The sequence below is a fragment of the Vibrio sp. ED004 genome, from assembly GCF_023206395.1.
GTDB lineage: Bacteria > Pseudomonadota > Gammaproteobacteria > Enterobacterales > Vibrionaceae > Vibrio.
The window spans coordinates 1,689,086-1,709,715 of the sequence record NZ_CP066150.1 but is presented as its reverse complement, the minus strand read 5'-3'; the positions used below and the strand labels follow the sequence as shown (position 1 = coordinate 1,709,715).

At 44.6% G+C, this 20,630-nt stretch carries 15 protein-coding genes; 7 read left to right on the top strand and 8 right to left on the bottom strand.

What is annotated here, in order from left to right; all coding sequences use genetic code 11:
- From ITG10_RS24990 to ITG10_RS24975, 4 genes are all read left to right on the top strand, one after another.
- Positions 1 to 3,198: an efflux RND transporter permease subunit gene (locus ITG10_RS24990; RefSeq protein ID WP_017630879.1), complete on the top strand. Its 3,198-nt coding sequence runs from the start codon at positions 1 to 3 to the stop codon at positions 3,196 to 3,198.
- 139 nt (positions 3,199 to 3,337) lie between these two features.
- Positions 3,338 to 4,048, top strand: a complete 711-nt coding sequence (locus ITG10_RS24985; RefSeq protein ID WP_026084245.1) for a response regulator transcription factor — start codon at positions 3,338 to 3,340, stop codon at positions 4,046 to 4,048.
- Positions 4,045 to 5,298: a HAMP domain-containing sensor histidine kinase gene (locus ITG10_RS24980; protein ID WP_248386997.1), complete on the top strand. Its 1,254-nt coding sequence runs from the start codon at positions 4,045 to 4,047 to the stop codon at positions 5,296 to 5,298. The genes ITG10_RS24985 and ITG10_RS24980 overlap by 4 nt, the downstream gene beginning before the upstream one ends.
- The gene (locus ITG10_RS24975; protein WP_017630877.1) at positions 5,298 to 5,915 is read left to right on the top strand and encodes a class I SAM-dependent methyltransferase; all 618 of its coding nucleotides are present in this window, start codon (positions 5,298 to 5,300) and stop codon (positions 5,913 to 5,915) included. The genes ITG10_RS24980 and ITG10_RS24975 overlap by 1 nt, the downstream gene beginning before the upstream one ends.
- A gap of 109 nt (positions 5,916 to 6,024) precedes the next feature.
- On the opposite strand, the gene ITG10_RS24970 is transcribed toward ITG10_RS24975, so the two are convergent.
- The gene (locus ITG10_RS24970; RefSeq protein ID WP_248386996.1) at positions 6,025 to 7,215 is read right to left on the bottom strand and encodes a DUF3541 domain-containing protein; all 1,191 of its coding nucleotides are present in this window, start codon (positions 7,213 to 7,215) and stop codon (positions 6,025 to 6,027) included.
- A 286-nt stretch (positions 7,216 to 7,501) separates the two neighbouring features.
- Between ITG10_RS24970 and ITG10_RS24965 the strand changes: the two genes are divergently transcribed.
- Together ITG10_RS24965 and ITG10_RS24960 are read left to right on the top strand one after the other, a co-directional pair.
- Entirely contained in the window at positions 7,502 to 8,869 is a 1,368-nt protein-coding gene (locus tag ITG10_RS24965) for a diguanylate cyclase (protein ID WP_248386995.1), read from the top strand.
- Between the two features lie 150 nt (positions 8,870 to 9,019).
- Entirely contained in the window at positions 9,020 to 10,621 is a 1,602-nt protein-coding gene (locus ITG10_RS24960; RefSeq protein WP_017630475.1) for a DEAD/DEAH box helicase, read from the top strand.
- A 579-nt stretch (positions 10,622 to 11,200) separates the two neighbouring features.
- Here ITG10_RS24960 and ITG10_RS24955 read toward each other — a convergent pair.
- On the bottom strand, positions 11,201 to 12,631 hold the full coding sequence (locus tag ITG10_RS24955) for a DUF3612 domain-containing protein (RefSeq protein WP_248376770.1): 1,431 nt from the start codon (positions 12,629 to 12,631) through the stop codon (positions 11,201 to 11,203).
- A 268-nt stretch (positions 12,632 to 12,899) separates the two neighbouring features.
- Here ITG10_RS24955 and ITG10_RS24950 point away from each other — a divergent pair, with 268 nt between their 5' ends.
- Positions 12,900 to 13,496: a malate synthase gene (locus ITG10_RS24950; RefSeq protein ID WP_017630476.1), complete on the top strand. Its 597-nt coding sequence runs from the start codon at positions 12,900 to 12,902 to the stop codon at positions 13,494 to 13,496.
- A 202-nt stretch (positions 13,497 to 13,698) separates the two neighbouring features.
- Here the strand turns inward: ITG10_RS24950 and ITG10_RS24945 are convergent, their stop codons facing one another.
- The 6 genes from ITG10_RS24945 to ITG10_RS24920 all read right to left on the bottom strand — a co-directional run bounded on the left by ITG10_RS24945 (position 13,699) and on the right by ITG10_RS24920 (position 20,612).
- Positions 13,699 to 14,715: a GGDEF domain-containing protein gene (locus ITG10_RS24945; protein WP_026084205.1), complete on the bottom strand. Its 1,017-nt coding sequence runs from the start codon at positions 14,713 to 14,715 to the stop codon at positions 13,699 to 13,701.
- A gap of 458 nt (positions 14,716 to 15,173) precedes the next feature.
- Positions 15,174 to 15,386, bottom strand: coding sequence for a cold-shock protein (locus tag ITG10_RS24940; protein ID WP_004740083.1), 213 nt, complete (start codon positions 15,384 to 15,386; stop codon positions 15,174 to 15,176).
- Between the two features lie 358 nt (positions 15,387 to 15,744).
- A complete protein-coding gene (locus tag ITG10_RS24935) occupies positions 15,745 to 17,022 on the bottom strand; it encodes a cytosine deaminase (protein ID WP_017064864.1) in 1,278 nt (425 codons plus the stop codon).
- Positions 17,023 to 17,031: 9 nt separating this feature from the next.
- Positions 17,032 to 18,270, bottom strand: coding sequence for a cytosine permease (gene codB / locus ITG10_RS24930; protein ID WP_128644355.1), 1,239 nt, complete (start codon positions 18,268 to 18,270; stop codon positions 17,032 to 17,034).
- A gap of 774 nt (positions 18,271 to 19,044) precedes the next feature.
- Positions 19,045 to 20,268 carry a biotin/lipoyl-binding protein gene (locus ITG10_RS24925; RefSeq protein ID WP_017630479.1) on the bottom strand — a complete coding sequence of 408 codons (1,224 nt, stop codon included), beginning with the start codon at positions 20,266 to 20,268 and terminating at the stop codon, positions 19,045 to 19,047.
- On the bottom strand, positions 20,262 to 20,612 hold the full coding sequence (locus ITG10_RS24920; RefSeq protein ID WP_017630480.1) for a hypothetical protein: 351 nt from the start codon (positions 20,610 to 20,612) through the stop codon (positions 20,262 to 20,264). The genes ITG10_RS24925 and ITG10_RS24920 overlap by 7 nt, the downstream gene beginning before the upstream one ends.
- Positions 20,613 to 20,630: the final 18 nt, after the last annotated feature.

Here is a 20,630-nt window from a genome sequence, read left to right as displayed (position 1 = left end):
ATGTCTCATGAGTTGAAACCTAATAACCAAGTGGACAGTAATCAGACGCCAAGCAAGCCACATACTGGCGCAATCGCATGGTTCGCAAATAACTCGGTGGCAGCGAACTTACTGTTAGTGGGCGTGATTATCATTGGTCTGTTATCACTGAACTCATTGCGTAAAGAGGCGTTCCCAAGCCTTGAACCTGATGTAGTAACAGTGTCGGTAACCTATGACAGTGGCGACCCTGTTCAGGCGGAAGAAGGCCTCGCGATTAAGATTGAAGATGCGTTAGAAACCGTGCCGGGCATTAAGCGCATCACGTCGACTTCTGATGCGAACGGTAGCCATGTTTCGATCGAGAAAACGAGCACTTACGATCTTGATACCCTTTTAGCCGACGTAAAAACCAAGGTTGATGCGATCAATAACCTGCCTGCAGGCGCTGATAACCCTGTGATTGATAAGGCTCGCATGCAAGATCACGCCTTATGGGTACAGCTTTATGGGGATGATGGGGATGCAGACAGAGCAACGCTACAGAGTTTAGCGGAGCAACTTAAATCGGATTTACTGAGTCAGTCTTCGATTCGCGATCTGGAAATCAAGGCTAAGGCTGATCCTATGATTTCAGTTGAGGTTGATGAAAATAAGCTCCAAGCTTACGGCTTAACTCTGACTGACGTTTCAGAAGCGATCAATGCGGAGTCTTCTGCTGCAATCTCTACTAGCCTTCGCAACGGCGAAAAAACGGTTCGTTTAAAGGTGTCTGAGCAGGCGTATGAGATCCAAGATTTCAACGCAATTCCGGTGATGACGACCACTGATGGCACTCAGATTACATTGGGTGATATTGCCAACGTCGAAGACATGTTTGCCGATGACACCTTCATGCTGTCTCGTTACAACCAACAGAATGCGATGGCGATTCAGATCGTGATGGACGAATACGGAGACGTCGTCAGCATTGTCGAGCAAGCAGAGAAAGTGGTAGAGCGCTGGGAAAACAGCAACATGCTGCCTAGCGATGTCGAAATCGAAACTTGGTACGACAAAAGTACCATGATCAAAGACCGTTTGAGCCTGTTGGTGAAGAACGCGCTTACCGGTATTGCTTTGGTCTTCATCGTGTTAGCGGTCTTCCTTAACGTGCGTGTCGCTTTCTGGGTAGCAGCGGGATTACCGTTCGTATTCTTTGGCACCATGTTCTTCATGACAGACACCTTTATGGGGTTAACCATCAATGAAATGACCACCTTTGGTTTCATTATGGCGCTCGGGATAGTGGTCGATGATGCCGTTGTGGTCGGGGAAAGTATCTACTCCACGCGCAAAGAAGAAGGCGACTCGATAGGCAGTACCATTCGAGGCACAATGAAAGTGGCATCACCGACCATATTTGGTGTGTTAACGACGGTTGTTGCCTTCTTAGCACTCGCTAACGTTGAAGGTAAAATGGGCCAGATTTACGCTCAGTTCGGTACGGTCGTGACTATCTGTTTACTGCTGTCTTTGGTTGAGTCTAAATTCATTCTGCCATCGCACCTTGCACACATTAATACCAAGCGCAGTGAGAAGAAGGGGCTGTGGGCTCGCGTTCAACATGCTGCCGATACTGGATTAGGTTGGTTCAATAAGCGCATCTACTGCCCTGTGATTGAATGGGCGCTGAAACTGCGTTATGCCGTGGTGATGGTTTTCTTGTCGCTACTAATCTTAGTAGCAGGATTACCAATGACGGGCGCGGTTCGTGTGGCGTTCTTCCCTGACATGCCAGGCGACACTGTGACGGCTGATATGTCGATGCAAAATGACGCAAGCTTTGGTCAAACACAACAAAATTTGCTAGTGCTTGAAGCGGCAGCAAAACAAACCGATGAAACACTGAGATCTCAATACGGTGCTCAAGGTGAACCATCTGAATTGCTTAGCCTTCAAGTTATCGCCGATGCCGATGATTCAGGCCAAGTGAAAATTGAATTGGACAGCGACAGTGTTTATACATCGAACGAGTTTGCAGATGCGTGGCAAGAGGCTGTTGGCCAAATGGAAGGGGTTAAGAAGCTCAAAATCTTGTCTAAAATGGAGATGGTCGACAACTTCAAAGTCGAACTGAAAGCGTGGAACGAAGAATCAGTGACTGCAGCAGGCAATGATTTCTTAACTAAGCTGCAATTTATTGAAGGTGTGAGTGGCATTGATCATAACTTGGATCTTGGCGAACCTCAGTATCGCTTTGAATTAACACAACAAGGCCGAGCATTAGGGTTTGATACTGCAAGTCTTTCACAGCAAGTGTTACAAGCGTTTGGTGGCGACATCGTTCAGCAGTTCCAACGTGGTAAGGATGAGGTGAAAGTTCGAGTTCGTTACCCAGAATCCGATCGTCAAACCATTGCTGATATTAAGCAGTCTAGTGTGAGAACCAACGATGGTACTGTGGTGCCTTTAAGTTCGGTTGCTGAAGTACATTCAGATTACCAAGTATCAGAGATCACACGCATTGATAGCCAACGTGCTGTATACATCAGTGCAGTATTAGATAAAGACGTGGTGGCACCGGCAGAGCTTGTTCGTCAGCTGCAAGACACATTAGTACCGGATCTAGAAGCGCAGTACCCGGGATTAAAGGTCGATTTTGCAGGCGAAACGGAAGAGCAAGAAGAGACGGCTAGCTCGATGATGAGTATGTTTGTGCTCGCTATGATTGCTATTTACACACTGCTTGCTATCCCGCTGAAGTCTTATATACAGCCAGTGATCATCATGACGGCGATTCCATTTGGTATTGTTGGCGCAATCCTAGGACACTGGTGGAATGACTTAACAATCAGTATCCTATCGTTAAATGGTATTCTCGCGTTGAGCGGCGTGGTGGTGAATGACAGCTTGTTGTTGGTTTCTCGTTTTAACGAGCTAATCAAAGAAAAGGGTAAATCGGTTCACGATGCAATTGTTGAAGCGTGTTCAGGCCGACTGAGAGCCGTATTACTTACATCGGTGACGACGTTCGCAGGTTTGACGCCATTGTTAAGTGAAACGTCTTTGCAGGCTCAATTCCTGATTCCTGCGGCAGCGGCATTAGGCTACGGTATTTTGTTTGCGACGTTTATTACACTGATTCTGACACCAGCATTGTTAATGATTCAGTGTGAGATTAAGTCTCTGATTCTTAAAGTCACAAATCGAGTCAAAGGCGTTGAACAAACAGCTTAACAATGGCTAAGCGAATGGTATCTAGGCTGATGATTGCTGAGTGAGTCTCTGCTACATCGGTCTAGGTTCGTTACTAGACAAGATATTAAAGATCATTGCATAACAAGCCACACAACAACTAATAATAGAGGTCGTCATGATGGCAGAATCCGTCACTAATAAACTCACAGATACGCTTCAACTGCTTTTGGTTGAAGATGACCTCGATTTGGCGAGGGCTGTTATCGATTACCTCGATTTAGAAGATATTCAGTGCGATCACGCAGCGAATGGTTTAGCTGGACTCAACCTTATCGAAACCAACCGCTATGATGCGGTGATTCTCGATCTTAACTTGCCAAAAATGAATGGCTTGCAGGTGTGTGAGAACTTACGAGCACAAGGTATCGATACTCCCGTATTGATGCTGACGGCGCGTGACACGCTCGATGACAAGTTGACGGGTTTTTCAAAAGGTGCGGATGATTACTTGATCAAACCATTTGCGATGGAAGAGCTGATTGTTCGAGCGCAAGTATTGGCAAAGCGACGCAGCGGTCAGGTGAGCCGCTTATCGGTGAGTGATTTGGAGATCGACCTTAAACAACATCAAGCTTATCGCGCGAATTCACCTCTCAAGCTCTCTCCTACGGCGCTCAAAATCTTAGAAGTGTTGATGCGTTCTAGCCCTAATCCTGTTTCACGAGAGACGATCATGCAGGGCGTGTGGGGTGACGACCAACCCGATAGTAATAGCTTAAAAGTGCATATCTTCAACCTGCGTAAACAAGTCGATGCTGAACAAGACAATAAGTTGCTGCATACCATTGCGGGCAAAGGCTTTGCGATTAAGGAGTTACGACCAGAATGAAGATCAGACCAAGTTTAAGGATCTACGTTTTATTGGCGATTCTGGTTACAGGTGTCACGACGATTCTGGTTCTGTCTACATTGAGCGTAAAATACTTTGTCTCGGGTATGGATATCGCGATGCGTGGCTCTATGATTGCTCAAGCTCAGCAAGACGCAGTGAAGCCGGGTAAGCCGATGAACAATCAAGAATTTACTGTAGCAACTCAATGGAGCGATCTGCCACAAAGCATCCAGAACAACCTTAAGCAGAACGAACTCCAATTCGACCTCATCACAAAAATGATCATTGGTAAATCCATATTCTCACCTCCGGAAGAAGGTTATTTTGCCATGAAGGTGATGAAAGGTGATGAGATTCGATATGTTTCTGCCGTATTTACTCAAAAGTCTGATCCCTATATGAATGATGATGGGCTTCCGCACTTTGTGGTCATTTTTTTCACGGCTTTAGTCGCTATCGTGTTATTTTTTGTCATTCTAATTTTGATATTACGTAAGGTGGCATCGCCTGTTGAACAGCTAAAGAATTGGGCTAAGTCGTTAGACAAAGATAATCTTAGTGAACCCACTCCCGATTTTCATTTCAGTGAGCTGAACACCTTGGCTAACATCATTCGTGATAGCTTAAGTTCGGTTCAAAGCAGCTTAGAACGAGAGCAGAAGTTCTTAGGTTACGCGAGTCACGAGTTACGCACACCTATCGCTGTAACAAGAACCAACAGTGAACTGTTAGAGAAGCTGATTCAAAAAGGCAAGAGTCCAGAAAAGCAGCTCGAAGTGATAGACCGAATTAAGCGTGCGGGTTTCACCATGACAGACCTCACAGAGACCTTGTTGTGGCTAACTCGACAACAAGACAAAGACCTGCCTCTGGAAAACATACACCTTGGCGACATGCTGCAACAAATAAACTACGACTTAACTTATCTATTGAATGGCAAGGCTGTGGTCGTGAATTTTGAAAGCGACGATACACAATGCCAGTTGCCAGTGGGACTCACCCGAATTGTATTGACCAACTTGATTCGTAATGCCTTCCAACACACAGGAAGCGGCACTGTGGATATGGTTCAAGTCGGTTCAAAAGTCACCATTGTTAACCACAACACCGACGGCACGGTAGAAGACAATAATCTCGGCTTTGGTCTCGGGCTAGAGTTAACCGAAAAACTGCTCGCACAATATCAATGGCAATATCACAACCAAGAGTTGGCTGGTGGTCGTGAAGTGTGGGTAGATTTCTCATAATGCATTGGCGTGATCGTTTTAAGGTGTATTGGTATCACCGAAAGCAAACTAATCGTTGGCAGGGTGACAAGGCAAAGTCTTTAGGTTGGACTAACGAAGAGAGCCAATTATGTCGCTTCGAAGTCATCGCACGCTCGGCCGACTTTGAGAAGAAGAGTGTTTTGGATTTGGGGTGTGGCTATGGAGAGTTGTTCGAACTGCTTGACAGTATCTATCGTATTCAGTCGTACACAGGCGTTGACCAACACGCCGATTTTCTTAAGAAGGCCAAGCAAAACTACACCGAAGCTCGTTGCAAGTTCATTGCGGGTGACATGAGTAAGATGAACCTAGAAGCGCACGATGTGGTTATCGCCAGTGGTTCACTGAACTACATCTCTCGCGATTCCAACTATCTGACTAACATGATTACTCGTATGTTTGGGCTAGCGAATCAGACCGTAATTTTTAATCTGCTTAACTCAAGCCAATATCCTTCGCGCAATACCTTGATGAGCTATCACCCTAAAGGTGTCTATCGCTTCTGTAAAACGCTGTGTGATGATGTCTCCTTAATAGAAGGTTACACAGAAGGGGATTTCACGATAGTGATGAATAAAGCCGTCTCTGAAGCTTGATGAACGACTATTTTTGGATTGATGTCGTAGGAACGTAACAGACATTAAAAAGCCGCAGGCCTCGAAAGGTGTGCGGCTTTTTAGATTCTGTAGGTAAACCTTGGAGTTTCTATTTACTCAATGGTTGGTTTTCAATGAGCCCGTAAGGAATTGTTTTAAACATTTTTGGATTGCCCTTGAACGTCGGTGCTTCGTTCACTTGTTGCCAATCAAGCAGCATGATTGCCAATACGTTGCGATGCTCACCGTACTCAAGGTCAAAGTCACCCGTTATAGACGGGATCATCCCGTGTTTTTTATCGATAGAAGCTTGGATCGCGAGTCGAGTTTTCTCTACAACCGGATCATCTTCTAGGCCTGCAAGTAGGAAGGTTAATCCAACCTCTGCAATCACATCTTCTTTCGCGCGCAGCAGGATGGTATCGATGTTTTCTCTAAAGTAATCGTAGATCCATTGGTGTTCTTGCTCGCTCACTTGATGTTGGTAGTATTCCGAGTCACCGAAGATCACATGTGTCATGCCATAGATCTTATTACCGTATTGCTGGCTTGAAAGTTTCTTGTCTTTGTCGTCTGGGTACGCTTTTTTGAAGGTATCAACGAACTCATCAACCACATCTTGCTCACCCAACTGACGCAGCCAGTAAACTTGGTTTGCAAGTTGAGCCGCCCACGCTTTGACCATGTCTTCATTGGTTACGTAGCGAGAGAAGTCATAGCGACGAATGATTTCACGCAGTTTGGCATCGTTCTTGTGTTCCAAACCGTATTCGTTCGCACGTGCCATAGAACCCAGAAGGTCGACACCGAGGTACAGATATTCAGGCATGTGCTTGGTGATGTTGTAGCGTCGAACACTGCGTTCATCGTCGTCACCGACATAAGAAGCCACGCGTTTCTCTGAATAAAGGACGATTTGTTCCATGGTGTGAACATCATTCGACAGGCGGCTGAGCTTGCTTGATACGCGTGCCATATCACTCCACACCGCGGCAGAATATTTGTCGTCTAATGTTTGTCGATACATACGCAAACCATAGTGACCCTCTTTGAATGCTGGCAGGGTGAAGAGTTGGCTTTCGTAGGTCGTGCGAATCAAATCGGCGGATTGTTTGAAAGATTGTTTTTGAGAGTAGAGAGAATCAGCTTGTGATTGAACATTTGGTACGCTTGTTGCTTGTATGTTAATACGCTCTTGTACGTTAACAGTCTGTTGCTCGTCAGAAGTTGCTTGTACTTGAAACGCTGCTGCGACAGAGGCAGATAACAAAGTGCACAGAGTGAGAGATTTTAGCTTCATGTTTGTAAGGTACCAAGCTGATTAATTGTAAGTATAAAATAACACTGATGAATCCTTTAATGTAAGGTTTGGGTCAATACAATGTAAGCTTTAAAAGGTTCATTAAGGTTTTTTGATTTATTAATCAGTGTAGTTAACTCACAGTGAAGTGATGAATCGCTCAATAATGAAATGAGACCCAACGCAAAGTGTGGATTTTTAACTGCGTGTCGGCATACTGAAAGAATTAGCCAGAAATGAGCCGATTTAAGGCAGTAAACAGAACAAAAGTGTTAGAGGTTCGTGAATGCCAAGTGGTTCTAGCAAGCAATTGCCTGCCAAATTATTATCTTTGTTGTTTTTCCTAGTGGTAGTGAGTGCTATCGAGTTTTTTCACGCCAAGGAATTAACCTATCTTAAAAATGAATCCTATTCAGAGGCAAAAAAGCAGCTCTCGATTATTCGATCCCGCATAGAAGCGACGATCGTGTCAGACATGTATATCCTCAATAATTTCTCGACTCTTGTGACCATTAACCCCAATGGAGATCAAAAGAGCTGGGATCAAATTGCTCAAAACATTATCCGTGACGGCTTCCATATTCGCTTGATTGGCCTTGCTGAAAACGATGTACTTAATTTCGTTTATCCAATGGAAGGCAATGAGCAGATCCTCGGGATTGATTACCGTGACCACCCAAGCCAATGGGAGTCGGTAGAGATCGCACGCAACATCGGGAATACCTTTATCGCGGGGCCATTTGACCTGTTTCAAGGTGGTCAAGCCTTGATTACGCGCACGCCTATCTTTAGAGATCCTCCCTTTAATCAAGACTATTGGGGTGTGTCGAGTGCGGTGATTGATCTCGATGCACTGCTGAAAGATGTGGGCATCGGCAAGATTGAGAAAAAATACGAATTGGCAATACGTGGAACCAACAGCGCCGGCAAAGAGGGTGATGTTTTCTATGGCAAACCAAGCGTCTTCTCGAATGCGTTTACGACAGAGCAGGTGAGCTTCCCTTATGGTGGCTGGTACCTTGCGTTGTCAGGCAATGAACATGTGTTGATGGATGTGCCTTGGTACCGTGTTCATGGGGTGAGGCTAGTGGGTTACACCCTAATGCTGATTCTAGCGGTTGCTTACATTATGATTTACAGGCTCTATCGCATTGCGGATAGCCGTTCAATGCATGATGAACTGACGATGCTACCTAATCGCCGTTACTTCATGTACAGCCTCAAGCAAGCGTTCAAAACGGTACAAAAGCAGAAAACCAAAACCTTTGCAGTGGTCAACATCGACCTAGATGCCTTTAAGGCCATCAATGATACCTATGGTCACGCCGCAGGTGACAAAGTCTTGATTGAGTGTGCTAAACGAATCAAGAGTAAGCTGCGTACCTCAGATATTGTAGCGAGGATGGGCGGGGATGAATTTCTAGTTCTGTTGCCGCGCATTATCGATGAAGAACATGTGGCATCGATTACCAATAAACTGCAAGGCGCGATCTGCGAAACGCCTGTGGTTTATGAAACGCACTCAATTTATCTCAGAATCAGTGTGGGTTGGGTTGTTTATAACGACTGCTTCAACGATGTGGATGGCCTTTTAAAAGCCGCTGATGAAAAAATGTACGAGCAGAAGCGCCAGATAACCTCGACAGAATCTTAGTTGCGATTAGAATTTAGTTGCTGAATGTGGGGAAAAGCCTCAGAATACCGCGCTTTGCTCCGTATCAATCATCTGATCAGCAAAAGCTGTAGCAGCACCATTTTTACGGTGTTGCTCATACTAAATGTTATTCAACTGAGAAAATAATCTATGAGTTTTACCTCCCTTGGCCTTTCTGAACCGATCCTTAAAGCTATTGAAGCACAAGGTTACGATAAGCCATCACCAATCCAAGAGAAAGCCGTACCAGCTGTCCTAACGGGCAAAGATGTTATGGCCGCTGCTCAAACAGGTACAGGTAAAACTGCAGGCTTCACGCTACCTATTCTTGAAATCTTATCAAAAGGCACTCGCGTACGTCAGAATCAAGTTCGTGCACTTGTGTTAACTCCAACTCGTGAACTTGCTGCGCAGGTGAATGGCAGCGTAGTTAAGTACGGTATTAACTTACCTTTGACTTCTACCGTTGTGTTTGGTGGCGTGAAAATTAACCCTCAGATGCAAAAATTGCGTAAAGGTAGTGATGTGCTGGTGGCAACACCGGGTCGTCTACTTGATCTATACAACCAAAATGCAGTGCGTTTCGATCAACTAGAGATCCTAGTGCTAGACGAAGCGGACCGTATGCTTGACATGGGTTTCATCCGTGATATCCGTAAGATCTTGGCTTTCTTGCCTAAGAAACGTCAGAATCTGCTGTTCTCTGCGACCTTCTCTGACGATATCCGTAGCTTGGCAAAAGGCTTGGTGAATAACCCAGTAGAGATCTCGGTAAGCCCTGCAAACTCTACGGCGAAAACCGTTGAGCAAAGCATCTACCCAGCAGATAAAAAGAAAAAGAGCGCAATGCTAGCGAAGCTAATCAAAGACAATGATTGGCGACAAGTGCTGGTATTCAGCAAAACAAAACACGGTGCTAACAAGCTTGCTCGTTTCCTTGAAGAGCAAGACATTACTGCTGCGCCGATTCACGGTAACAAGAGCCAAGGTGCACGTACCAAAGCCCTAGAGAACTTCAAAACGGGTAAGGTTCGAGTACTTGTAGCGACAGACATCGCAGCACGTGGTATCGATATCCCACAACTGCCTCAAGTGGTTAACTTCGACCTTCCTCATGTATCAGAAGACTATGTACACCGTATTGGTCGTACAGGCCGTGCTGGTGAAGTGGGTAAAGCTATCTCATTGGTTTGTGCGGATGAAGTGGGTGAACTGTTCGGTATTGAGCGACTAATTCAACAAGTGCTAGAGCGTCGTGAACTTGAAGGCTTCTCACCAGTAAACAAGCTGCCAGAGTCTCGTTTGGATACACGTCCAATCAAGCCTAAGAAGCCGAAGAAAGCGAAACAACCACGTGAACATGCAGACGGTCAACGTTCTGGTGACAACGCTCGTGGTCACAAGCCAGCAGGCAAGAACAAGCGTCACGTACCGGGTACAGGTTCTGCGCCAAAGCGTAAGCCAACATCTGGTAAGAAACCTGCTGAAAATAACGCAGTAGCGGGCGAAGACAAGTCTGTAAGAAACAACGGCAGCAACTTCAAGCGCGGTAGTGCAGGCAATAAGCCTTCTGCGAACAAAGCAGGTAACCAAAATACTTTAAGCAAGCCAAACAACGCGGGTAAACCTGCAGGCAAGCCTAAGAAGTCTGGTTACGGCGGTAGCTACGGCCCAAGCAAGTCGTCAAATAAGCCGACAGACAACAAACCTTCACCGTCGAGGAGCCGCTCTAAGCCAGCTCCTCAGAAGTAGGGCCTATTAGATTATTAGATTATTAGATTATTAGATAGACCATAGAGGTCCAATAACGAGGATGCTTTTCAGGAGAGTTCTCGTTGATAAGTGACTTTCTACTTTCTAACTCAAATAAGCGCGAATATTGAATTTCAATGTTCGCGTTTTTTATGGGTGTTGTTTATGTTTAGTAGCCGTTTATGTTGAGTAACCTAGGGAGAGGTTTATTGCTGTTTAAAGTGATTGAATCTAAGGGAAATATGGCATTTTGGGGAAGGGTAATGAATCTTTAATGATTTATTAATAACAACATAATCACTAGCGTTTTTGTTGAATTTCGCAATTTGCAATTCCAGTTTGCAAAACAAACAAGGATATACGGCTAATACGTGTCCAGATGCGTAGTAAATACGTGTTTTAAAAGTTGGCACGTATACTGCTTTAGTAATGGTGACCCTTCTTAAGCCGAGGGTCACCTAGCCAACTGACGTTGTTAGTGAACCTTTTTTGTTCACACAAAATATATGACCAATCACCCTTATTGTGATTGGTTTTTTTTTGCCTGAATTTTAGGTTCTATTTTTTGTTATTATTTTTTTACTCACCACACTTCGAGTAACAGCTTGGCTGGCGTGGGCATTCTCCACCTCTGGAGCAGATAAGTCTCGCCTCTGTCTCAATCCCACGTTCAATCCAATTTATATTTAGAATCTTGGCTATTGTCGTGAGATCTTTTTTGATGTTACGCGGGATAACCACAGAACCACCATTGTTAACGCATGACGCTTTAAGCTGCTCTGCTATGTCTCTTGAATTTCCGCCTTGAGCATCAATCGCAGGGTTGAGATCTATACCAGCACACAACACACGATTGTTACCCGCAGGATCCGTCATATTGATGGACTCACAGCAGTAGATCCTTGGCTCATCGCCCACATTCAAAATGGAGATTTGAGCTGAGCTTCCCGCTCTAGGTTCTGATAATCGACGGAACACAGCCCAATGTTGACATGGGTCAGCGACCGTTCTCATATTTCCCCAAGGTAGCGGAATCCCGTTCCCGCGGTAAACCGCCTTAAGTTTCCCCGGTCCATAAGCATCAAAGTAGTGCCAGTGAGGGTAGGGCGATACTACCGTCATTCGACGCATCGCAACAGAGGGGGAAACCCCTGCTCTTTCATGAACGTCGATTTCGTAGCCAGTGCGGTCGAGTAGCTGTCTAAACGGAACTTTCGGACACAGAAGTGCGCCAGCAAAAAAACTGGATTCAAAGTCTCGCCATGCTTGGAGGATGTCTTGAGAGTTGAGTTGTGAAGATCCTGATACCTGGTTGTCATCCCATGTGTTGTTGTTACCTACCGACAACACACTCTTTAGGCCTTCTTTGCTGTGCAGAATGCAATGACCGATATAAACCGAAAGGTCGTATTTCAGACGAGTTGGATATTCTTTAAGAATCTCATTTAAGAAGATAGTTCCGGGAGGCTCAAAGAAGGAGGTCACCAGCTGCTTGGCGTTAATTCCGAGCTCATCGACCACGTCTTGCGGCGTGCGCGTCACCCAACGGATATTAATTCCTAGGCTTCTAGCGATGTCTATGAGGTCCTCTACGCTGAGGTTGAGGCGTTTTAGGCCAACTTCCTCCGCAGCGCGCTCTAGGTCAGGGAAGTGGTTCTGATTGCTTTCTTGGTGTGCTCGAATCAAGAGATGCGCGAACTGGCGGCCTGAAATCCCCGTTTGTGACAGCATCTCAGGAATCGCGATTTGCAGGATGTCGTTGGAGAAAAGGAAGCTCGGCTCAAGTGCCATACCACTAATCCCGCCGCGATTCCCTTTATCTGGAGCTATGGCTTGTTGTTCTGATTCGTCGTCGAGAAACCACGTAGGGTTCTTTTGAAAGACCTGCGCGATCACTTCCAGCATGTCGATGCTCGGCACCCGTTTTCCACGTTCAATCATTGAAAGGTAAGAAACGGAAGGTGCGTATTCTGGGTTGATTCTAATACAACGCGCAGACAGGTCTTCCATCGTTAAATGGTTACGTTTTCTTAGGTTACGTATTTTCGTACCTAGGAAATGTGACTGACGAACTAAACTTTTTGACAAGGCCATATTTGTAAAATTCACATTGTAAAATTTTTGTTGTGAAATTGTATGTAAAAAACCGCTAATCTACAAACTAAGCAATTCACAAAATGACAAATAAATTAAACGTTAGTTTGGAATAATTGCTCTAGGACACATTTTTGCGTTACAAATCGGTGGTTTTCACCGGACTGGTCAAGAGGGAAAGACTATGAATATGCTTACATTCGATAAAACAGAAATCCAAAAACAATCAAAGCCATTTATCGCTGAAGCTGTCTTTGCCGTGGAGACAATCAGTGCAAACCAGCAAACTGAAAAGCAAGTGAAAGCAAAGCAACTGCTTGATCGATTATTCCCACTAGAGAACGGCTCACATCAAGACGTAACCAGCTACGTAGTCGATTACCGTCATATCATGGCTTACTTTAAAGACGGTCAGCACAGTGGCCTAAAGCATCCTAAACAGTTTGTAGCGTACATGGGTGAGAAGAACGATCCTGACTCTATCTTGTTCCGAGATGGTAGTGGAAGCCACCTAGAGGTGATGTTTGGTTGCCATAAAGGGACCGGTTGTATTGAGCTAGTAGAAATTGATGATATTCAGCTGGAATCTTGCACCACATTTGGCCAATTACCAATGGAAGCAACAACCACAATGCGAGAAGAGACTATTGCGGCAATGCGTCACTGGATCAGTTTGATTCAAGGTGATACAAAGGGTAAACCAAAAGCATGCAGTGAAGACAAAGAGTTCAGAGCGAAGAGTGGTGAAGATTACTGCCTGAATTACTGCTACCAACTTTAGTGGCAAGAAGTAAGGTTTAGTGAACGAGAGGGTTAAAGCCAGTAGTCAATCAACTAATACACAGTTAATAAACTGACACGCAACCAACGAAAAGCCCCAAAGATTAACGCAGAAGTTAGTCTTTGGGGCTTTTTGATGTTCTTTTTAGGCGTTTTTTATGGATGCTTCATTGGAGCTAGTGAAGTCGAGCTACTGATAAACCTTAAAGAGGCATGACTCGGTTACGGCCAAGTGATTTCGCTTCGTAAAGTAGCTTATCAGCACGTTCGATCAGCGATTGAGTTGATTCGCCGGGTTCAAGTTCAGCGACACCAAACGATGCAGTGATACTGCCGACTTGTTCACCACTGCGGCGATCTTTAATCGACAGCTTTTCTAAAGAGCGACGATTGGTATCAGCGAGTTGACGGGCAATACGCAAAGATTTGTTTGGCACAATCAGTGCGAACTCTTCACCACCAAATCGATAAGCAGAAATACCTTCACGGCAACTTAACTTCAGCTTACGAGCGATCCCTTTAAGAACCATATCACCAAACAAGTGGCCATAGGTGTCGTTGAAATTTTTAAAGTGGTCGATATCGAGAAGAATCAGACACAAAGATTGTTGTGCTTCACACAAGGTTTCAATGTCACGGTCGAAAGAGCGACGGTTATAGAGTGTGGTTGTACTATCGAAGAGCGCATCTTTCTGAACTTCTACTAACTGGGTTTTCAGCTTGGTGATCTCTGAGGTTGCAGAGTTTAGCTGAGAGTTTAAAAACTGAGTAGAGTGACGAATATGGCGAGATTCAGACACCAGCTGTCGAACCAATGACATGACTTCATCAATAGATAAGCTTTCATTATCAACACGAGCCAAGTCCTCGAAGCTTTTATCGATCATGTCAGAAAAAGCGGAGGTGTCGGTCAGGGTGTCATTCATTGAATTGGAAACTTCAGAAACTAACAGTTCCAAATTAGCGCGAAGGTCATTGATATTGGTTTCGGATTTGCTGGCAACATAATTGTTGTATAGCTGCTCACCCACGGCAGGAGGACAAATACCGTAGTGTTCTAAAACACCATCCATGTCTTGAGTCAGCTGGGGAATAGCGTTATCGACATAGGTGTACCAAAGTGCGTAATTTGCAGGTGTCGTTGACACCCTGTTCTTCATCATAAGAGGCACCGCTTTTTTTAGATTTGCGGTGGATTTCTGAAATTCGTCTTTGTTCATTATTTTTACTGCAGATACCAAAATAACTAAGCCACTTGCGAACAAGGTTAGCGGATTTCGAAGGTCTTTGCCTTAAAAATTATATGATTAGTGGATGAGGATTGGATAAATAACTCATTTTTATTGTGAATATCGACTGCGTATTCATAGGTGCAATCTAATGGATTGTTCTTTAACCATATTTGGGCTTATCAAACTTTCGATATAGAGTGAGTTCGTGTCAAAACATTGCTGAGAAATGAGTGTTGTTGTCTGGGGAAATGGTATACAAAAAGTGAAGTAAATTGATCGTCGAGCTTTAACTGAGAGTGGTTAGATTGAGGAGGCTTTGCAGGTGATTTGCAGTTGTTCAGAGTTAACGGGGGAAGCTTGTATCGAGAGGGGAAATGTTTATGAGCAGGCATAAAAAAGCGCCGATAAAAATCAGCGCTTTAAAATTCTTTTTAGCTAAGAGCTAATTATTGAGCAACAACGTTTGCTGCTTGTAGGCCTTTTTGACCGTTTTCAACTTCGAAAGAAACCTTTTGGCCTTCTTTCAGAGTTTTGAAGCCTTCAGAAACGATTGCACGGAAGTGTACGAATACGTCAGCGCCGCCGTTGTCTTGAGAAATGAAACCGAAACCTTTCTCTTCGTTAAACCATTTTACAGTGCCAGTATTTGTGTTAGACATAATTTGTCCCTTATTCATAAATTTTCTAAATTGTTGATTGCATTTAATGCAATGCGCTGATAATTGAATTATTTAATATTGCTAAGAAATAAGGAAAAACTACTTACAAAAACGGGTAACGATTTTACATGTCAATTTTTTACTATTCATCTAACTTAAATAACTCCGGCTAACAGAGCGAGAGCATGTTAACACAGTCTTTTGAGATGTACACGCATTGCTTAAGAAATTTGTGCTTTTTTTGTCATACCGTGCGAATGTACAAGATTTACACTGATTTAGTGATAGTTTTGTCGCTTCGTCCAACACAACAAAAGGAAGCATCTCAGCTTCCTTTTGATCATTAGTATAGACGATATTAACGCTTGAAGTTGATATCTTCAGTTTGATCTAAATTTATTTTTGTTTTCGCTGGTTGAGTCTCTGCAATCACCTTACCGTGGCGTATTGAGTACTGCACTGGTACTTGGCGGCGCACTGCATCAAAGCCATTGTCAGCAGGAAGAATCAGCAAGCTACCTGGCTTACCTTCTTCGATGCCGAAGTTGTCTTGGATGTTCAATGTGCGAGCAGAGTTCTTGCTGATCAAATCAAGTGAGTTATTGATTTGGTCGTAGCCCATAACCTGTGTTACGTGCAGTCCCATGTGCAGAACTTGAAGCATGTTCGCTGTACCCAGTGGGTACCATGGGTCAAACACATCGTCATGGCCAAAACAAACGTTGATGTTTGCGGCTAGCATCTCTTTAACGCGCGTTACACCGCGGCGTTTCGGGTAATCGTCAAAACGGCCTTGTAAGTGAATGTTCACTAACGGGTTTGCTACGAAGTTGATACCAGACATCTTCAATAGACGGAACAGGCGAGATGCGTAAGCACCGTTGTAAGAACCCATCGCCGTTGTGTGGCTTGCCGTTACCTTTTCACCCATCTCAAATTTATGAGCAAGGGCTGCTAATGTTTCCACAAAGCGAGACTGTTCGTCGTCGATTTCATCACAGTGAACGTCGATCAGACAGTCGTACTTGCGTGCAAGTTCGAACACGTAATGCAAAGATTCAACACCGTATTCACGAGTGAATTCGAAGTGAGGGATAGCACCGATAACGTCAGCGCCGATCTTCACTGCTTCTTCAAGCAACTCTTTGCCGTTAGGGTATGAAAGAATGCCTTCTTGAGGGAATGCAACGATCTGGATGTCGACCCACTCTTTCATTTCTTCACGAACTTCAACCATCGCTCTTAATGCAACGAGTGTTGGGTCAGACACATCAACGTGTGTACGAACGTGTTGAACACCGTTAGCTATCTGCCATTTCAGTGTTTGCTTCGCACGAGACTTAACGTCTTCGATTGATAGCAGTTCTTTGCGCTCAGCCCAACGCTCAATACCTTCAAACAAAGTGCCAGAGATGTTCCAGTTAGGCTCACCAGCAGTTTGAGTAGTATCTAGGTGGATGTGCGGTTCACAGAAAGGAGTAACTGCAATGCCACCTTCAGCATCAAGGATGTCACCTTGATGATTGATTTGTGCGTCATTATCGAGAATGCGAGAAAATTGACCATTTTCAATCAGAATCTGTTTCAAGCCCTCTTGGTCTTGAAGTTTCGCGTTCTTGATTAATAAGGTTGTCATAGTGTGTCCTTAAGCGGCCTGAGATTTCAGAGCGTTTTTGTTCAATAGAGGATTAAGCACGAGGTAACTGATTGCACCACCTAACACTGCGTTCAAAGGAACAACGCCAGGTAGGAAGTGACCAGCGGCTACGCCTGTTGCTACCGCGATAATGCCAGCCCAGTTAACGGTTTGGAACTCTGCATTTGCAAAATCTTTGTAACGTTTACGGTTCGCGAAGAAGTCGGCGATGATTACGCCACCAATTGGTGGAATCGCCAGCGAAAGGAAGGTTAACCAACCAACGAAGTTGTTGTATAACCAAAGTGCGAAAATCGTACCGATAATGCCGTTTATGATAGACATTGTAGTACTTGAGCGACCAGTGATGTTAGATAAACCCAGACCCGATGCATAAAGTGCATTTTCATTGGTTGTCCAGATATTCAAGCCAAGCACGATGATGGCTGGAAGCAATAGGCCTTGCGCAATCATCACATCTGAAATATCAGCCTGACCAGTTGCTGCAGCGCCTGCAGCGCCGAAGATAAACATCAGCGAGTTACCGATGAAGAACGCAACCATAGTAATCAATACTGCGCTTGCTGGCTTTTTACCAAAGCGAACGAAATCGGCAGTTAACGTACCCGCACTTACAAACGAACCCACAACCATTGCTAAGGCCATTGAGAAGTCCATAGGAGTTTCTGGCTTAATCAGTTGTAGCTGTTCTAGTCCGCCAACGCTGTCTACCGCAGTCAATACTGAGTAACCACCTAGAATAGCAATCGCTGGAACAGCAATCGCTGAAAGCACCATTAGCGCTTTAATACCGAAGTACACCGTACCTGTCATCAAAAGACCTGACACAATAATCAAGGTGTTGGTATCAATGCCCGTCGCTTTCTGTACTGGAATTGCGAACATCGCGACACCTACGCCAAACCAACCGACTTGTGTACCACCAAGTAGAGCAGAAGGAAGCCATGAGCCTTTTGTACCGAAAGAGAAACGCGCTAGGAGGTGAGTAGAGAGGCCAGTAGATGAGCCGATGTAGCCAAGAAAAGAAGTGTAAATACCAAGAATTAGGTTACCGATGAGAACGGCGAGGAAGAAATCGTTGAATGAGAGGCCTGTCCCGAGTGAACCACCTGTCCACATACTTGCAGAGAAGAAAGTGAGTCCAAGCATTACCATGGTGAGTGAAGCGACTCCTTTCCTAGCCGATGTAGGAACCGGCCCTAGACTGTAGTTATTATCAGCAGCCATTTTTTACCTCCGCAAATGATCAAAATTAAAATTAACGGTCGCCGTATTGCAGGCAAACGTGCGCATTATGGTGATATAAATCACATAGTCAATGCTAATTTTGTCAATAAAGGCACTTGAGAATCAATTATCACCTTAAATCTCTTGTAAAACATAAGGTTATTTTCTTCATTTATTTGATGAAAATAAATAGAAAACGTTTTCCATAGCGTATTGAATATCTGCTATCGATAGTTGGCTATGAATGTTGATTATTATGCGATTGAATGGGTGTCTGTATCGAGAGCGGAGCGGTTAGCCAAACGACAGGCAAAAAAATAGCCAATCGCAATAACCGCGATTGGCTTATATATTTTGTGAACAAGAATAAGGTTCACTAACAACGTCAGTTGGCTAGGTGACCCTCGGCTTAAGAAGGGTCAATATATACATTGCAGGTAGCGTGCCAACTTTAAAAACCTCGAATATAGGCTGTTTAATAGCAATTTGGTGCGTATTTGGGCGTTTTATTCGCGTTTTAGAATTACTATGTCGCATTATGCAATTGCGATTTGCAATTTAATGCTATTGCAGGGTGAACTAGGTGGTGATGTTCTAGTGTCGCGATGAGATGAAAGGTGAGCACAGCGCGTTTCTGAGTTGTTTATCTTCTACGGACTCTTCCTACGCCTAAAAACATGGAATTTTAAGCAACTAAGCAACTAAGCAACTAAACAAGTTAAAAAGCCCGTGCGATCTGAGATCGCACGGGCTTTGCTTTGTCTATCAGGCGTATTAGATAGAGTAGAAGAAGTACAGCTGAGACTTCATTCGAATGATGATCCCACGTATTACATCTAGGAACGCCATAAAGCTAATCGGCTTCTCACCACTCACCCATGCTAAACCGACAGAACCAACAGGAATATCGTAGCCTTCTGTTTCATCGATCTTTAAACGCACAAAGTGGTGCTTGTTCTGAAGGTTTCGACCTGTGGTAACACGCACCTGTTCATCGATACCGAGCAAGCTCGCCTGTGCCTCACCCGTCGCCTCAACAATGCCTTCTACGGTTGCCGAGAATATCTTGCCAGGGTAAACCGCCGTCGCAAACTCTGCAGGTTGACCAACTTTGATGTTACGAATAGCTTGGTGGTTTACTCGCATCAACACGTACTTCTCTTCGGTGTACATTTGAATACGAGGCATCATTGAAACGCGCTGACCTTCACGAAGAATAAAGTTAGTCACAAAGCCATCCGTCGGAGCGGTGACTTTGGTGCTGTTCAGGTCCCATTGTGCTTGAGCCAATGTTGCTTTCGCTGAGTCCACCTCTGTTTGTTTTTTACTAACGTTGGTTTCGGCTTTGTGAATGTCGAGCTTTGCATTTTCTGCATCGACTTCTTTCTTGCTCAGTTGAGACTCCAACGTCGTCACGTTATGAGTCGCTAAATCTACCTTGGCTGTTTGTTGATCGATGTCAGTTTCAGTAATCGTGTGTTGTACGACACTGTTTTGCCTCTGGTAACGATCAAGCGTTTTAGATTGCAAAACTAAATCTGTTTTTGCTGACTCAATTTGTGCTATTGAAGCCTTAATGTCTTCTAGCGCCGAGCGATAGCTAACTTTAGCAATGCTGACTTCTTGTCGAGCCGTGTCTAAAGCGACCTCTGCTGACTCAAGTTGAACACTTGCTTTGTCTCTTGCTATCACATATTTGGTGTCGTCAATCTCATAGATCAGTTGGCCTTGAGTCACATCTTGGTTTGGATGGATATGGACTTTCGTTGTTTTACCCGACACATTGGTTGAGTCTGGACGTAATTGAATATGCGGAGACTGAACAACCGAACCGCCCGATAAATCCATCGGAGTAAAGTTGAGTAGGCCGACCCACACAAACAACAACCAAGATGTACCACCGAGGTACGCAAACGCTTTGGTGCCTTTATTCCAAGGCATACCAACCAGTCTAAGTAAATAAATGAACAGTGCCCAAACTGCTAAGCCTTCTAACATGCTTGGCTCTCCTCATCTTGCTTATCGGTCGTTGCCTGTTCTTTCGGCGCTGTGGGAGATTTCCATGTATCTCTTAGGTTGATGATGGCTTTTTCCATATCAACAAATGCCAAGATTACCGCGAGTACCCACACCCAGTGCCATACAAAACCAATCCATGTTAATGCGGTAATCAAACCGAGCTGGTGATGATCTTTACTGTGAGCTTTATTGATTGGTAATTCATGCACACGCCAGAACCCGTAACATGCTGCCGCGCTAGTTGCGACCAACACTACGCCAGCCACTATGTGTAGTGCAGTATCTGCGCCTGTTCCGACAAATGGGACACTAAGTAAACTCATTGATAAACCCTAGATTAA

Coding starts and splice junctions, on each gene's coding strand:
- ITG10_RS24990 (WP_017630879.1), top strand. CDS start 1: ATGTCTCATGAGTTGAAACCTAATAACCAAGTGGACAGTAATCAGACG.
- ITG10_RS24985 (WP_026084245.1), top strand. CDS start 3,338: ATGGCAGAATCCGTCACTAATAAACTCACAGATACGCTTCAACTGCTT.
- ITG10_RS24980 (WP_248386997.1), top strand. CDS start 4,045: ATGAAGATCAGACCAAGTTTAAGGATCTACGTTTTATTGGCGATTCTG.
- ITG10_RS24975 (WP_017630877.1), top strand. CDS start 5,298: ATGCATTGGCGTGATCGTTTTAAGGTGTATTGGTATCACCGAAAGCAA.
- ITG10_RS24970 (WP_248386996.1), bottom strand. CDS start 7,215: ATGAAGCTAAAATCTCTCACTCTGTGCACTTTGTTATCTGCCTCTGTC.
- ITG10_RS24965 (WP_248386995.1), top strand. CDS start 7,502: ATGCCAAGTGGTTCTAGCAAGCAATTGCCTGCCAAATTATTATCTTTG.
- ITG10_RS24960 (WP_017630475.1), top strand. CDS start 9,020: ATGAGTTTTACCTCCCTTGGCCTTTCTGAACCGATCCTTAAAGCTATT.
- ITG10_RS24955 (WP_248376770.1), bottom strand. CDS start 12,631: ATGGAAGACCTGTCTGCGCGTTGTATTAGAATCAACCCAGAATACGCA.
- ITG10_RS24950 (WP_017630476.1), top strand. CDS start 12,900: ATGAATATGCTTACATTCGATAAAACAGAAATCCAAAAACAATCAAAG.
- ITG10_RS24945 (WP_026084205.1), bottom strand. CDS start 14,715: ATGAACAAAGACGAATTTCAGAAATCCACCGCAAATCTAAAAAAAGCG.
- ITG10_RS24940 (WP_004740083.1), bottom strand. CDS start 15,386: ATGTCTAACACAAATACTGGCACTGTAAAATGGTTTAACGAAGAGAAA.
- ITG10_RS24935 (WP_017064864.1), bottom strand. CDS start 17,022: ATGACAACCTTATTAATCAAGAACGCGAAACTTCAAGACCAAGAGGGC.
- codB (WP_128644355.1), bottom strand. CDS start 18,270: ATGGCTGCTGATAATAACTACAGTCTAGGGCCGGTTCCTACATCGGCT.
- ITG10_RS24925 (WP_017630479.1), bottom strand. CDS start 20,268: ATGTTAGAAGGCTTAGCAGTTTGGGCACTGTTCATTTATTTACTTAGA.
- ITG10_RS24920 (WP_017630480.1), bottom strand. CDS start 20,612: ATGAGTTTACTTAGTGTCCCATTTGTCGGAACAGGCGCAGATACTGCA.